Annotated in this window: 13 protein-coding genes; 6 read left to right on the forward strand and 7 right to left on the reverse strand. The window is 70.1% G+C overall.

Annotated elements, in window-relative coordinates:
• Both EDC02_RS22340 and EDC02_RS22345 read left to right on the forward strand, forming a co-directional pair.
• Window positions 1–480 (forward strand): thioesterase family protein, encoded by a 480-nt coding sequence (locus EDC02_RS22340; protein ID WP_123603650.1) that lies wholly within the window; start codon window positions 1–3, stop codon window positions 478–480.
• Window positions 481–572: 92 nt separating this feature from the next.
• Complete coding sequence (locus EDC02_RS22345; RefSeq protein ID WP_123605045.1) at window positions 573–1,034, forward strand: flavin reductase family protein; 462 nt, start codon at window positions 573–575, stop codon at window positions 1,032–1,034.
• A gap of 167 nt (window positions 1,035–1,201) precedes the next feature.
• On the opposite strand, the gene EDC02_RS22350 is transcribed toward EDC02_RS22345, so the two are convergent.
• Window positions 1,202–2,572, reverse strand: a complete 1,371-nt coding sequence (locus EDC02_RS22350; protein WP_123603651.1) for a cytochrome P450 — start codon at window positions 2,570–2,572, stop codon at window positions 1,202–1,204.
• A complete protein-coding gene (locus EDC02_RS22355) occupies window positions 2,569–3,555 on the reverse strand; it encodes a DUF1702 family protein (RefSeq protein ID WP_123603652.1) in 987 nt (328 codons plus the stop codon). Before EDC02_RS22355 ends, EDC02_RS22350 begins: the two co-directional genes overlap by 4 nt.
• Window positions 3,556–3,875: 320 nt before the next feature.
• Here EDC02_RS22355 and EDC02_RS22360 point away from each other — a divergent pair, with 320 nt between their 5' ends.
• Window positions 3,876–4,928, forward strand: a complete 1,053-nt coding sequence (locus EDC02_RS22360) for an NAD-dependent epimerase/dehydratase family protein (protein WP_123603653.1) — start codon at window positions 3,876–3,878, stop codon at window positions 4,926–4,928.
• A 37-nt stretch (window positions 4,929–4,965) separates the two neighbouring features.
• Window positions 4,966–5,805 (forward strand): maleylpyruvate isomerase family mycothiol-dependent enzyme, encoded by an 840-nt coding sequence (locus EDC02_RS22365; RefSeq protein ID WP_123603654.1) that lies wholly within the window; start codon window positions 4,966–4,968, stop codon window positions 5,803–5,805.
• 75 nt (window positions 5,806–5,880) lie between these two features.
• On the opposite strand, the gene EDC02_RS22370 is transcribed toward EDC02_RS22365, so the two are convergent.
• Both EDC02_RS22370 and EDC02_RS22375 read right to left on the reverse strand, forming a co-directional pair.
• Entirely contained in the window at window positions 5,881–6,660 is a 780-nt protein-coding gene (locus tag EDC02_RS22370) for a helix-turn-helix transcriptional regulator (RefSeq protein ID WP_123603655.1), read from the reverse strand.
• 452 nt (window positions 6,661–7,112) lie between these two features.
• Entirely contained in the window at window positions 7,113–8,030 is a 918-nt protein-coding gene (locus EDC02_RS22375) for a carboxymuconolactone decarboxylase family protein (RefSeq protein WP_199757730.1), read from the reverse strand.
• A gap of 445 nt (window positions 8,031–8,475) precedes the next feature.
• Between EDC02_RS22375 and EDC02_RS22380 the strand changes: the two genes are divergently transcribed.
• Window positions 8,476–9,075, forward strand: coding sequence for a carboxymuconolactone decarboxylase family protein (locus EDC02_RS22380; RefSeq protein ID WP_123603656.1), 600 nt, complete (start codon window positions 8,476–8,478; stop codon window positions 9,073–9,075).
• Between the two features lie 25 nt (window positions 9,076–9,100).
• Window positions 9,101–9,976: an SDR family NAD(P)-dependent oxidoreductase gene (locus EDC02_RS22385; protein ID WP_123603657.1), complete on the forward strand. Its 876-nt coding sequence runs from the start codon at window positions 9,101–9,103 to the stop codon at window positions 9,974–9,976.
• Between the two features lie 106 nt (window positions 9,977–10,082).
• Here the strand turns inward: EDC02_RS22385 and EDC02_RS22390 are convergent, their stop codons facing one another.
• The 3 genes from EDC02_RS22390 to EDC02_RS22400 all read right to left on the reverse strand — a co-directional run bounded on the left by EDC02_RS22390 (window position 10,083) and on the right by EDC02_RS22400 (window position 12,835).
• Window positions 10,083–10,742, reverse strand: a complete 660-nt coding sequence (locus tag EDC02_RS22390; protein ID WP_158632268.1) for a copper resistance CopC family protein — start codon at window positions 10,740–10,742, stop codon at window positions 10,083–10,085.
• Window positions 10,743–10,773: 31 nt separating this feature from the next.
• A complete protein-coding gene (locus tag EDC02_RS22395) occupies window positions 10,774–11,385 on the reverse strand; it encodes a hypothetical protein (protein ID WP_233606205.1) in 612 nt (203 codons plus the stop codon).
• A gap of 97 nt (window positions 11,386–11,482) precedes the next feature.
• Entirely contained in the window at window positions 11,483–12,835 is a 1,353-nt protein-coding gene (locus EDC02_RS22400; protein ID WP_123603659.1) for a carotenoid oxygenase family protein, read from the reverse strand.
• Window positions 12,836–12,930: the final 95 nt, after the last annotated feature.

A 12,930-nucleotide genomic window follows, 5' to 3' on the forward strand; every position in this document is an offset into this window, starting at 1 on the left:
ATGGAGTCCTACTACGAGTACCGGCACCTGGTGGGTTTCGAGGAGACCAACCTGGTGGGCAACGTCTACTACGTCAACTATCTGCGCTGGCAGGGCCGGTGCCGGGAGATGTTCCTGCGGGACCGCGCGCCGGAGGTGCTGGCCGACATCCGGGACGATCTCAAGCTGTTCACCCTCAAGTGCGAGTGTGAGTTCTTCGCCGAGATCAGCGCCTTCGACGAGTTGTCGATCCGGATGCGGTTGGAGGACCTGACCCAGACCCAGATCGGCTTCGCGTTCGACTACGTCCGGCTGCGGGACGGCTTCGAGGAGCTGGTCGCCCGCGGCCGGCAGCGGATCGCGTGCATGCGCGGGCCGAACACCGACACCCGCCCGGCCCGGGTGCCGGACCCGTTGCGGATCGCGCTGTCGCACTACGCCGTCAGCGGCGGCAACGGCAACGGGCAGCGCCGGGTGCTCGAAGACGTCAGGGAGGGCTGACCGTGGCTACCGACAAGCAGACCGCGCCGGGCACCGCGCCGGCCGGATCCAACGGTACGGGCAGGGGCGACCACGCCGAGCTACGGACCGTCATGGGCATGTTCGCCACCGGCGTCACCCTGGTGACGTCCGGGACCGACCTGCCGCACGGGATGACCGCGAACGCGTTCACCTCGGTGTCGCTGGACCCGGCGTTGGTGCTGGTGTGCGTCAAGCGCACCGCGGTCCTGCACGCGACGGTCCTGGCCCAGGGCACCTTCGCGGTGTCGATCCTGGGCTCCGACCAGGAAGGGTTGGCCCGCTACTTCGCCAGCTCGTCCCGGCCGCGGGACGAACGGGAGTTCGAGACGGTCGACCACTGGGCGGGGCGGCACACCGGCGCCCCGATCATCTCCGGCAGCCTGGCCTGGGTGGAGTGCAAGCTGGCCGCCGTCTACGACGGTGGCGACCACTCCATCTTCCTCGGCTCGGTGCTGGGCACCGGCCGCGGCGACAGCCGCGACGCGTTGTTGTTCCATGGTGGCCGTTTCGTCGAGGTCGCCGACCGAGGCTGACCCGACCCGCCACCCGACCGGGCGGTCCCGCGCGCAGCGGGGCCGCCCGGTCCCTTTCACCGCATCATGCGGTCCATGTCAGACAGCCGGTGCCCCGTCGCCGGCCGGACATGACACAGCCGGCGCTCGCGGGTGCGAGCGCCGGCTGCGGCGGGTGGGCGGGTCGGTCAGGCCTCGTGGACCCGCATCGGCAGGCCGCCCCGGACCCGCAGCGTCAGCATCGGCTCGGGGACCAGGCGGTAGCCGGGCTGCACCGACAACCGCATCCGGCGCGCCACGCAGGCAATCACGAACACCGCCTCCATCAGCCCCAGGTTGTTGCCGACGCAGAAGCGGGGGCCGGCGCCGAACGGAATGTACGCGTACCGGGGCCGGTCGGTGCCGCGGTCGGGATCGAACCGGTCCGGGTCGAACCGGTCCGGATGCGGCCAGAATTCCGGATGCCGGTGCAGGGTGTACGGGCAGAGCACCAGGTCCGCGCCGGCCGGCACGTGGTAGCCGCCGACGACGTCGTCGCCCTGGGCGATCCGGGGCAGCAGCCAGACCGGCGGGTAGAGCCGCATCACCTCGTCGACGACCATCGCGGTGTACCGCAGCCCGTGCAGGTCCTCGTAGACCGGCGTCCGGTCGCCGAGCACCTCGACCGCCTCGGCGTGCACCCGCTCCCAGACGTCGTGGTGCCGGTCGAGCAGATGGAACGCCCAGGTCAGCGTGCTGGCGGTGGTCTCGTGGCCGGCCAGCAGCAGGGTCACCAGCTCGTCGCGCATCCGCTGCCGGGCGACCCGCGGGTCGGCCTCCTCGCTGGTCGATCCGATCAACCGGGACACCACGTCGTCGCGTTCGGCGATCCCGCCGGCCGCCCGTCGCCGGGCGACCAGCTGGTCGACGACGTCCTGCAGCTCGGCGCGGGCCTGACGGAACCGCCGCTGCCGGCGCAGCGGCACCCAGGTCGGCACCGCGCCCAGCGACATCATCTCGAAGATGGCCTGGTCCTGAACGGCTTCGAACGCGTCGCCGATGCCACCGAACTCACTCAGGTCGGTGTCGAGCAGCGTCCGCCCCAGCACCCCGAGGGTCAGGTCGGTCATCTCGTGCCGGATGTCGACCGGTTCGTCGCGGCCGACCATGGTGTGCAGCCGGTCGGCCAGCCCGACCGCCTCCTCGGCGATCGCGCCGGCCTGCCGGGCGATGCGCCGGGCCTGGAACACCGGCTGGATCGTCTTGCGCTGCTTGCGCCACAGCTCGCCCTCACTGGTCAGCAGGCCGTCGCCGAGGGTACGGCGAGCGTGGACCAGCCCGATCCCCTTGTGGTAGTTGCCCGGGTTCTCGGCGAGCACGTGCTTGGCGTGGTCGGGGTGATTGAAGAAGTACAGCGTCTTCGGCCCCAGCGGCAGCCGGACGGCGTCGCCGTAGCGGGCCGACACCGACCGCATCACGTCCAGCCGGTTGCGGGCCATCCGGGCCAGCAGCCTCGGCGCCGACCAGGGCGACGGCCCGGGCGGACGCAGCCGGCTGGGCCGGTCGGCGAGCGCGGTCACGACTGCGCCCCGACGTCGGCGCGGAACCGCGCGGCGACGGCACATCGCCACACCTCGTACGCCGGCAGGTCGGACTCCGCCGTGACGGACGGAATCTCCTCGTCGGTGATCCGGGCCGCCTCGACCGCGCTGGTGCGGCAGAACACCTCGGTGGCCAGCTCGGTGTGCGGCGTCAGCAGCCCGGCTCGGATCCGGGCCTGGGCGGCGAACGCGCTGGCCTGAGCGACGAACGGGGCGTGGTCGCCGGAACGGCGCAGGAAGAGGGCGAGTTCCTCCTCGGTGGCACCACCGGCGTACGTCGCGGCCAGCCCGGCACCGCTGTACAGGTCCTGGTGCCGGGTGACCGGGAAGGCGTCGATCAGGTCGGCGGCGAGCCCCGGGTCGGAGCCGGCGACGAACCAGATGGCCCGGCCGATGCCCTGGTCGACGACGCGGTCGGCGTACCACGCCGGGCCTTCCGGCGGCCAGGGGAAGCCGCGTACCGGCCGCCGGTCGACGACGTACTCAGGGGTGTGGAAGTACGCCTGATGGAAGCCGTATCCGTCGAGCACCAGCCAGCGCAGCAGCGGGTCGGCGGCGGCCGCGCTGGCCCGGCCCCAGAGGAACCGGGGCAGCCGGGCCATCGCCCAGCCGATGCCGACGTACGCCATGTAGACGTGCCGGTCACCGGTCCCGGCGAGGAACTCGGCGCTGCGGCGGGGTGTCCCCGGGGTGATCGCGTCGACAAGCGCGAAGCCCATCGCCGCGCCCTCGTAGGCGAACCCCTGGAAGCGGGTCGGTAGCGGAGCGAGGTCGGTGTCGACGTCGGTGACCCGACGGGCGCCGGCGGCCGACGACAGCCCGGCGAGGAACGCGGCACCGACGGATTCCAGGACCTCAACCGCTTCCGGCCCTTTGTTGTGGAAGCCTCGAACAGATACCCGGGTCTGCGAAATGTCAGGGGTCAGGACTCGGCGCCTGAGCCCTCGGATGATTCCGGTCACCTATCGCTCCCATTCATCCAGATCAGACAAGCATCATCATTGATCGTCCCGTGGCGACAGTCTGATCGCCACTTCCCGATTGCCCTGCGACCTGCGGCTGAGCTGCCTCAACAACAGCACTTTGAGAGAAGACCACCATCGCTCTCCGGGGCACGATCGGACCGGACCGACACCTACTTAATTGCTGGGCTACACACCGCAGGACGACCTGTGCGGGCACCCTACGCCCGTACGGGAAATTTGTTTGCTCAGGCTCCGGCTGGTCGACGCACGATACCCGACCCGAGGCGCATGAGTGGATTCCAGAATGGAGGAGACCGATGTTGGTCCTGGTCACCGGCGGCACCGGATTCGTCGGCGCGCACACGGTCGCGGCGACGGTCGCCGCCGGCCACCGGGTCCGGGTGCTGGCCCGCGACGCCGCCGGGGTGGCCCGGGCGGTGGCACCGCTGGGAGTGCCCGACACGGCGGTCGAGGTGGTGGTCGGTGACGTCACCGACCCGGCAGCGGCCGACCGGGCGGTCCGGGGCACCGACGCGGTGGTGCACGCCGCCTCGGTCTACTCGTTCGACAGCCGGCACCACGCCGCGACCCGCCGGACCAACGTACGCGGCACCGAGCTGGTCCTGGCGGCGGCGCGTGACCTGGGGGTGGCCCGCACGGTGTACGTCTCCACGGTGGGCGCGTTGCTGCCGGCGGCCGGCTCGACGGTCGGTCCGCGTTCGCCGGTCGGCACCGCAAGCGAGCCCTACCTGGCCAGCAAGGCGGCGGCGGAACGGGTCGCCCGCCGCCACCAGGAACAGGGCGCGCCGGTGGTGATCAGTTACCCGCCGGCGCTGCTCGGCCCGGACGATCCGAAGGTCGGTGACCAGACCGCCCGGCTGCGGTACGTGCTGCGCGGCATGATGCCGGTCTGGCCGACCGGTGGCTTCCCGCTCGGCGACGTCCGCGACACCGCCGCCTTGCACGCGGCGCTGCTCACCGCGCCGAGCGACGGCCTGGACCGCTACTTCGGACCGGGACGCTACGTCAGCACCCGCGACTATGTGGCCACCGTCCGCGCGGTGACCGGGCGGCGGCTGCCCACGCTGTTCCTGCCGGCCCGGGCGATGCTGCCGTTCGCCCGACTCACCGACCTGGTGCAGCGGGTCTGGCCGTGGCACATCCCGGCCGAGTACGGCGCCTGCTACGTCTGTGCCTGCGCGGCGCAGCCACCGCAGGACGCACCGCCGCTGGGGCCGACCGCTCGACCGTTCGACCGGACGGTCGCCGAAACGGTGCGCTGGCTGCACCGGACCGGGCGGCTCTCCGACGAGCAGGCCGGACGCCTGTCGACCGACCCGGCCGGACAGCCATCGGCCGACCGACAGTGATCCGCCGTGGTGACACGGCCGTACCAGGGAGGCATGCATGTCCGACAGCGAGTCCGTCCGTGCCGAGCCAGGCACCTCAGGCGCCGGGTCGGCCCACAATGGGTCGACAGCGGCTGGGTCGACCTACAACGAGCCGGCCCACAACGAGCCGGCCCGGCCGGGGCCGGCAATGGCCGGGTACCGGCAGGTCCGCCGCAACATGACCGATCTGCTCGTCTCCGGTCCACCGGACCTGGCCGCGGCCGTGCCCGGCTGCCCGGACTGGAACGTCGGGCAGTTGGCCAGCCACCTGGTCCAGGTCTGCGCCATGGTGCACGACCGGATCATCTCGGGTGAGGCGGCCGCGGAAGGCGCCGGCGGCGGACCGCCACCAGCCGGAATCCAGTTCTCGCTGCTACCTGCGGACCGCGCGACCGCGCCGCTGCCGGCCGGCGGGATCGGTGAGCTCCTCGACGACTGGGCGCGCCTGAGCGGGCCGGTCGAACAGTTCCTCAGCGAAGCGTTCTCCATCCGGCGGGGCATTCTCGTGATGGACGCGTTCACCCATGAGCTGGATCTACGCCAAGCGCTCGGGGTGGCACCGCCGACGCCGGAGCACCCGGCGTTGCCGGTGGCGATGGGCATCCTGGCGAAGGGGCTGTCCCTGTCGACCCGTGGTCACGCTCTGCCGGCGCTGCGGGTCGAATCCGAACTCGGCCAGTGGCTGGTCGGGGAGGGCGAACCCGCGGCCACCGTCGCCGGCTCCTGGTACGACATCTATCAAGCGATGTCCGGCCGGCTGACCGAGGACCGCATCCGAGGGTTGCGCTGGAGCATCGACCCGGCGCCGTGGATTCCGGCGTTCACCTGGGGGCCGTTCGTCGTTCCCGCTCGGTGACCTTGCGAAAAGCCGTTGCGGTCGCCCGGCCGGTAGCGTGAGCTACCGGCCGGGCGACCGCAACGGCTTTTCCGGTCACGACCTGATCGCGCCGACCACCCGGGTCCGCCCGGCGACGCGCCGCTCGTCGCGGCTGCGGGACCGACGGCTCCGACCGCCGGCCGCGTGTCCGTCGAGTTCGGGCAGTGCGATGAGGATGGGAAGGTCGAAGACCCCGGTGGCGTGCAACTCCAGGTCCACGGCGAGGTCGGTGCCGGCTGTCACCGAGAGTGTCTCGTGCGCGCCGACCGCCAGCGGACGACGGGTCGACGGGCGGGCGGTGATGTCGTCCAACGCGATCGCGGCGGCCCGCAGGTACCAGTCGCCCTCCGGCACGTCGGTGAGCAGGTAGTCGCCGGACGCTTCGAGAATGTCACAGGCTGCGGGCAGTCCCTGCACGATCGGGCTGTCGAACACTCCGACGTAGACCTTGACCGGGACGTCGATCGGCGGCAGCACGACCTTTCCGCTGATCGTGGCCGACCGCCGGCTGCCGGCCGGCCGGGGCTGGGACAGTTGCGGGATGCCGTGCTCGGAGAGCCACCGGTAGCGTGCCGGCGAGATGCCGACGCTGCGGGTGAACCGGCTGATGAAGGTACCCAGGCTGTTGTAGCCGACCGCGTAGGCGATGTCGGTGACGCTCATGTCGGTCTCCAGCAGCAGATGTTTTGCCTTGTAGAGCCGGATCGCTGTCAGGAAACGGCCAGGCGACGTGCCCGTCTTGGACCGAAACAATCTGGAAAAGTAGAAACGACTCAGAAAGGCGGAATCGGCCATAGCGTCGAGTGAGAGCGGCTCATGGTAGCGGTCCCACATGATGGCAATAGCCCGTTCGACGGCGTTAGGCACTGCGGATCAACTCCATTCGGCTGTCGGCGACGAAGTCGCCTCTCGAACAGTGCGCTCGCGCGCTGGTCACCCACTACAGGTTCCCGGGAGCATCGACGTCGACCCATTAACCCAGCTCAGAGGCATCGCAGGGTCGCCACCACCCTGGCTGGAAGCGACCGAGACGATACACTGAGAGTAGTCGCCGACGCGCCCACACTGCCGCGCGCCGACCAACAGGAGGCGGGCAAAGTGTCAGACAACGCTCCACCATCTAGGCCCTGACCGGTCTGGATGACTTAGGACTCTACCATAAATCGAGAACAATAAGTGCCGCTAAATTTCGACTTTCTTGCTCTCTCAATGGCGAGCATCGAGCACCATCCGTAGCGAATACCCCGCAATACTCAGCGATGCCCTTCTGTCCGAACGGAAGTCACCTACCCACCCATCGGGAGCAAACTGCCCACCCGGCGGGCCGCCGCCATCGCCGCCCAGGAGGAGAGTTCGAGCAGCGTACGGTCGTCGGTGCCGACCTGCCGACAGCGCTCGATGACACCGGGATCCACCTGGTACGAGGCGAAGGCGACCAACAGCGCCAACCGGGCCACCGGGCGCTGATCGGCGGGCAACGGCGCGATCAGCTCCTCGACCCAGACCCGGCTGATCCCGCGTGGCCCGCCACGCCACTGGGCGAGGTTGTCCGACACCAGTGACCGGATGTCCGCCGGCAACGCGCGAGCACCGGCGTCGTCGATCGCGGCGCAGGCTCGCGCGTACGCCTGGGCGACGGTCTCGTTGCCGGCCGCCCAGGACAGGTCGGCGGGCAGGTCGGCGGCGGGTAGCAGGCCGAGCGCGGCGCCGGGCAGGTGCACCTGTCGTGCGGCGGCGGCCATCTGACGACCGAGCACCCACAACACCGGCGGCAGCGCGACCTCCGGCACCACAGGCGGCAGCGGTACGTCACGAAGGAACACGTTGACCATCCGGTTGAGATAGTGCAACAGCACCGCCACACCGGCCAGGTCGGCGAACTGTTCGGGCGGGAACCGCGAATCGACCGGTTTGCCCGGCTGATCCACCGACATCACCCACTCGACGACGCCGTCCAGCTCTGGAGCGCTCCGGTCGTGCCGGCCCGGACCGAGCACGGTGAACGCACTGTTGTGGATCATCGCGCAATACGGGCAGGCGTTGCCGGCGGACACCGCAGAGGCCACCGCCTCCTTGGCCGCCCGGGACGCCAGCCCGGGCACGATCAACGACTCACGCAGCAACACCCACGCTGCGGCGAGCATCTCGGGCGCCGCGGAGTGCAGGGCGACCGGGGGCGCCAGCACCCCGAAGTCGTCCTCCATCTGTCGGTACACCTGAGACACGAGACCAATCGCTCTCCCTCGCCGCACCGCGGAGACGTAGCGAATCTGAGTCAGCCCCAGGCCGCTCAGCACCGGACGCAACAGACTTCCCGGCATCATGACCTCATCCGTTCCTATTGATTGGTGACAGGCTATCGGCTGATACTGCCACATAGCCAGAGCTATCGGAGATCACCCCCCTCCTTTCACCCGTCTTCAAAATGGTGACCCGAGTAGGCAATCTGGGAGAGCATGACCCCCTGCCGCGCATGCCATCATGAGGCGACCAAAATGCCTGTCGACCGTTGCCCACAGGTGCCGCCTGCCGCGCCCTGGTTCACCGTCGCGGCTGGCACGGCAGGTGTCGTCCCCGGTTCGGGTCTGATGCGGAGAGTTGACGCACGGGCAGACCCGGCACCCGCTCACCCACTGAGGAGAACACTCAATGGAAACGACGACAAAGCAGCCGGGAATCCGGGTCCCGCTGATTGACGAGGAGCACGCCGAAGGCCGCACCGCCGAACTCTACGAGCAGATCAAGGCGGTCACCGGGCTGCCGTTCGTGCCGGACATGTTCCGGCTCACCTCGACCAATCCCCGGCTGCTCGAGGTGGTCGTCGCGGGCTACGGGGGCATCTTCAAGGGCGACACCCTGCCCCGCGACCTCAAGGAGCTGATCTCGGCCTGGACCTCCAAGCTGAACGGCTGCCCGTACTGCGTGGGCACGCACAGCTGGTTCCTCAGTGAGTTCGGCGGCAGCGAGGAGCTGGTCGAGGCAGTCTCAGTCGCCTCGACCGCCGAGGAGCTGCCGGTCGACGAGCGGACCCGGCCGCTGATGAAGCTGGTCGAGAAGGTGAGCACCGGGGCGTACAAGATCACCGACGCGGACTGGGAACGGGCCGCCGCCGCCGGTTGGAGCGACGCCGAGATGCTGGAGGCGGTCTTCTGCGCCAGTCTGTTCGCCTTCATCAACCGGCTGGTCGACGCGACCGGGTTGGGTACGTCGACCGACCGCAGCCGGATCGCCCGACAGGGCGACGAATGACCACCATCCGGAAGGGAGTCCGGTCGTGACACGATCCCGCGCGATCCTGCTGACCGGCGCGTCGTCGGGCACCGGTATGTCGTCCGGCTCCGGCCGGGCGGCCGCGCTGCGCCTGCACCGGGCCGGCTGGCCGGTCTACGCCACCGGCCGCAACGTCGACGCGCTGGCCGATCTGGCCGCCGAGGGCATCACCGTGATGCATCTCGACGTCACCGACGAGGAGTCGATGGCCGCCGCGGTCAAGCGGATCACCGACGAGCACGGCGCGGTGGGTACGCTGATCAACAACGCCGCGTACAGCCTCAACGGCACCATCGGCGAGACCCCGATGGACGAGGTACGGGCCCAGTTCGAGACGAACGTCTTCGGCCTGTGCCGGCTCACCCAGATGGTCCTGCCCGGGATGCGGGAGCAGGGCGGCGGCCGGGTGGTCCTGATGTCGTCGATCTTCGGGCTGTTCGCCACCCCGGGTCGGGGCTACTACCAGGCCACCAAGCACGCACTGGAGGCGATCGGCGACTCGCTGCGGCACGAGGTGGCCCGGTTCGACATCAAGGTCGTACTGATCGAACCCTCGCCGATCCTCGGCGGCTTCGTCCCGGACAGCGTCGCCGATCTCGGCATGCAGTCACACGGCAACCCGGCGCTGTACAAGGACTTCTGGGACTACTTCGTACAGTGGCACCAGGCGTACCGGCTCAGCGACAATCCGCCGCTGCGCGGCAAGATGGCGGTCCGGGCCGAGCATGTCGCCAAGGTCATCGAGACCGCCGTCACCCACCCCAATCCACGCATCCGGTACCGGCTCGGGGTGCCCGCCCGGCTGCTGACCCGGATGCGGGCGGCGATCGGCGACCGCAACTGGGACCGGTTCGTCCGCGCGTTCTTCCCCATCCCCTGACCGTGACCCACGGCTGATCGGCGCCGGCGGTTTCAGCCGCTGGCGCCGATCAGCCGTGTCCCGGCACGGGCAGCGACCCACGGACCCGCCCCGACTGCCTGATCCATCAGTCAGTCGGGGGCGACGAGCTCGGCCCGTCCGGCCGGCGGTCCGACGGTGTCGACCCGTCGTCGCGGTAGCGCAGCGACATCGGTCGGCCGTCGCGCGGGCGCAGCCACAGCATTGCGATCACCACGAACAGCACCAGACCGTCGATGACCAGCAGGGTCGCGCTGAATCCGTCGATCTCGTGAGCATGATCGGACACCGCGTCCGTACGGGCCTCGCGGGTCGCGGCGTCCAGCGCTGCCGGCGGCGCGCCGGTGCCCACACTGAATCGGTAGACGTCCGTCACGTCCGAACCGTCGGGGAAGGTCACGTGGTACGCGACCGTGTAGTCACCGTCGACACCGGTCCGCACCGGCTGGTGTACCCGGTCCGGCGCGACCTGCCGGTAGTCGCCGTCGGTGACCTCCTCGCCGGCTCCGTCGAACACCTCGACGTGGGACAGTTCCGGTTGCACGGTGTCGGTGAAGGACAGGGTCACGCCGGTCGGCGCGACGCTGAGCGCCGCGCCGACCGGCGGGTCCGCCTGGAGCAGTCGACCGCCCTGGTCGGCCCGGGCGCTGCCGGGAGTGGCCAGCAGCATCACCGCGACCACGGCGGCCAGCGTGACGACGCCGGCCGGCGTGCGGTTGCCGGCCGCCCCGTCGGTGGCTGCCGGCAACCGGACGCCGGCCGGTACTCCTGGACCCGGGTCAGGCCGCATGGGGGGCGAGCGGTCGGACTTCCGACCGGTGGCCGGCGCAGCTGCAGCTCATCTGTTCCCGCTCACGCTCGTTCGGGCGCAGATGCAGATACATGGCGACCACCATCGGGATGAAGACCACCGAGTTGTAGAACAGGTGCAGTTCGACGCGGGGCACGATCAGTTGCACCACACTGGTCACCACCGGCTGACCGAAGAAGATGGTGCCGGTCTGCGCCTGGATCAGCAACAGCAGATGTTCGATGTGGTGCCAGAACTGGATGGCCAGCGCGATCGTCCACCAGGTCCGGGCCCGCCCGGTGAACCCGGGCCGGAGCAGGAACAGGAAGACGAGCATCACGATGGCGTACCCGTAGTGCAGCCACTCGGAGCTGACCAGCCACGGGAACCACTGGCCGAGCACGCCGCGGGCCTGTGGCCGGGGGTTGCCGAGCACCCAGATCTGGTATGCCTGGACCAGGTGTTCGGCCCAGTGTGCAAGAACGATGACGAGGAAGCTGTTCAGGGCCAGCTTGTGGTGTGCGCCGTTGAGCCGGGCCAGCAGGCCAGTAGACCCGGCGGAAGCGGAATGGGGGGCGGGGTGAGCGGCGGAATGTGCCATTTTCTGCATACCTTCCGTAAGACAGGCATGACATCCTGTCGCGAAGCTAGCCGGCCGAGTAGCGTCGTGGGTAGCAAAAATTGCCCAGTTTGCTGACTCAGCCAGGAAGCCAGTTGGCGTGGAAGCCACTGGGCACCCGCACCGGCAGGTGCACCACGGCCACCGGCTCGCCGGTGAAATCTGCGGCGTCGAGCACCACCAGGCTGCTGCGGTCGAGCCTTCCGTCGTACACATAGGTGAGCAGCCAGCCGTCGTCCTCCGCGCCGACCGGGCCGCGCGGCACGAAGACAGCCTCCCCCGCTTCCCGGTACGGCCCGAAATCGTGCACCGCCACGTCCCGACGGTCCAGATCGTGTCGGAGCAACGCCGAGCCCCCCAGCGCCCCGGCGCCGTCCTGCATGGCCACCGTGTAGGCGTACCGGTAAGGGGTGGTCTTGCGCCGGTCGTCGATGCGCGGGAACTCCTGCGGGATGTCGTCGAGCTGATCGGCTGCCACTGATCCTGTGGTCAGGTCGAGGGTCCAGCGCCACAGCGTCGGGGCGCACTCGCCGGGTGCCCGGCGGTCCCGGTCGAAGACCCGCTCGTGCCGCACGACGTCGATCACGCACCGGTCGGCGGTCTCGTAGGCGTTCACCGGGTGGAAGACGTAGCACGGATCGACCTCGAACCAGCGCACGTCCGGCCCGGCTGCGGCGTGGGGCAGCAGGCCGATCCGGGCCGGCCGGCCGGCGGACCAGGCGTACGGGAACCGGGACCCGGCGTGGGCCAGGGCCGGGTCGAAGGCCACCGGCAGGTCGAACAGCACGGTGTGCCGGTCGGTCAGGGCGACCGAGTGCATGAGCGGGGTGCCGGCCACCTCGATCCGGGTGCTGCGCCGCACCCGGCCGTCCACGCCGACGACCAGATGTTCGACGTAGGGCAGGTCGTGGTAGTAGGCGACGGCGAACAGTTCCCCGGTGACCGGGTCGGTCTCGGCGTGCGCGGTGAAGCCGTGCGGCAGGGTCGCGTCGAAGTCCGTCCGGGCGACCGATTCGAGCTCGCCGTCGAGCTCGATCGGCAGGACGCCGGCTTCGCCGAGGGCGAGGGTACGGCCGGCGTGTCGGATCAGGTTTGCGTTGGCGTTGTCGCACAGCCCGTGCCGGGGGCCGGGGATGGGCAGTTCTCCCCGGGTCCGGGCGACGCTGTCGCTGCGGACCCACCGGTTGCGGTACCACAGCGCCCGACCGTGGCGCAGTCGCACACCGTGCACCATGCCGTCGCCGACCAGCGGGTGGGCCCGCGGGTCGGGCCGGGTCGGGTTGGGGCCGATCCGGGCCAGACAGCCGTCGAGTTCGACGGGCAGCCGGCCGGTGACGACGAGGTCGGTCTCGGTCGTCTCGTGGGTGACCGGGCGCCGGTTGTCCCGACGGACGATCGCGGGGGTCAGGGGTGAGTGGGCGACGACGCTCATCGGGATCCTCCATCGGTCGTACGCGACCTGGACGGCATCGTCACGTATCAGCGTTACGTTTCGCAGTTACGTAACAATGTTATGCCCCGACGGTA

Source organism: Micromonospora sp. Llam0 (assembly GCF_003751085.1).
Lineage (GTDB): Bacteria > Actinomycetota > Actinomycetes > Mycobacteriales > Micromonosporaceae > Micromonospora_E.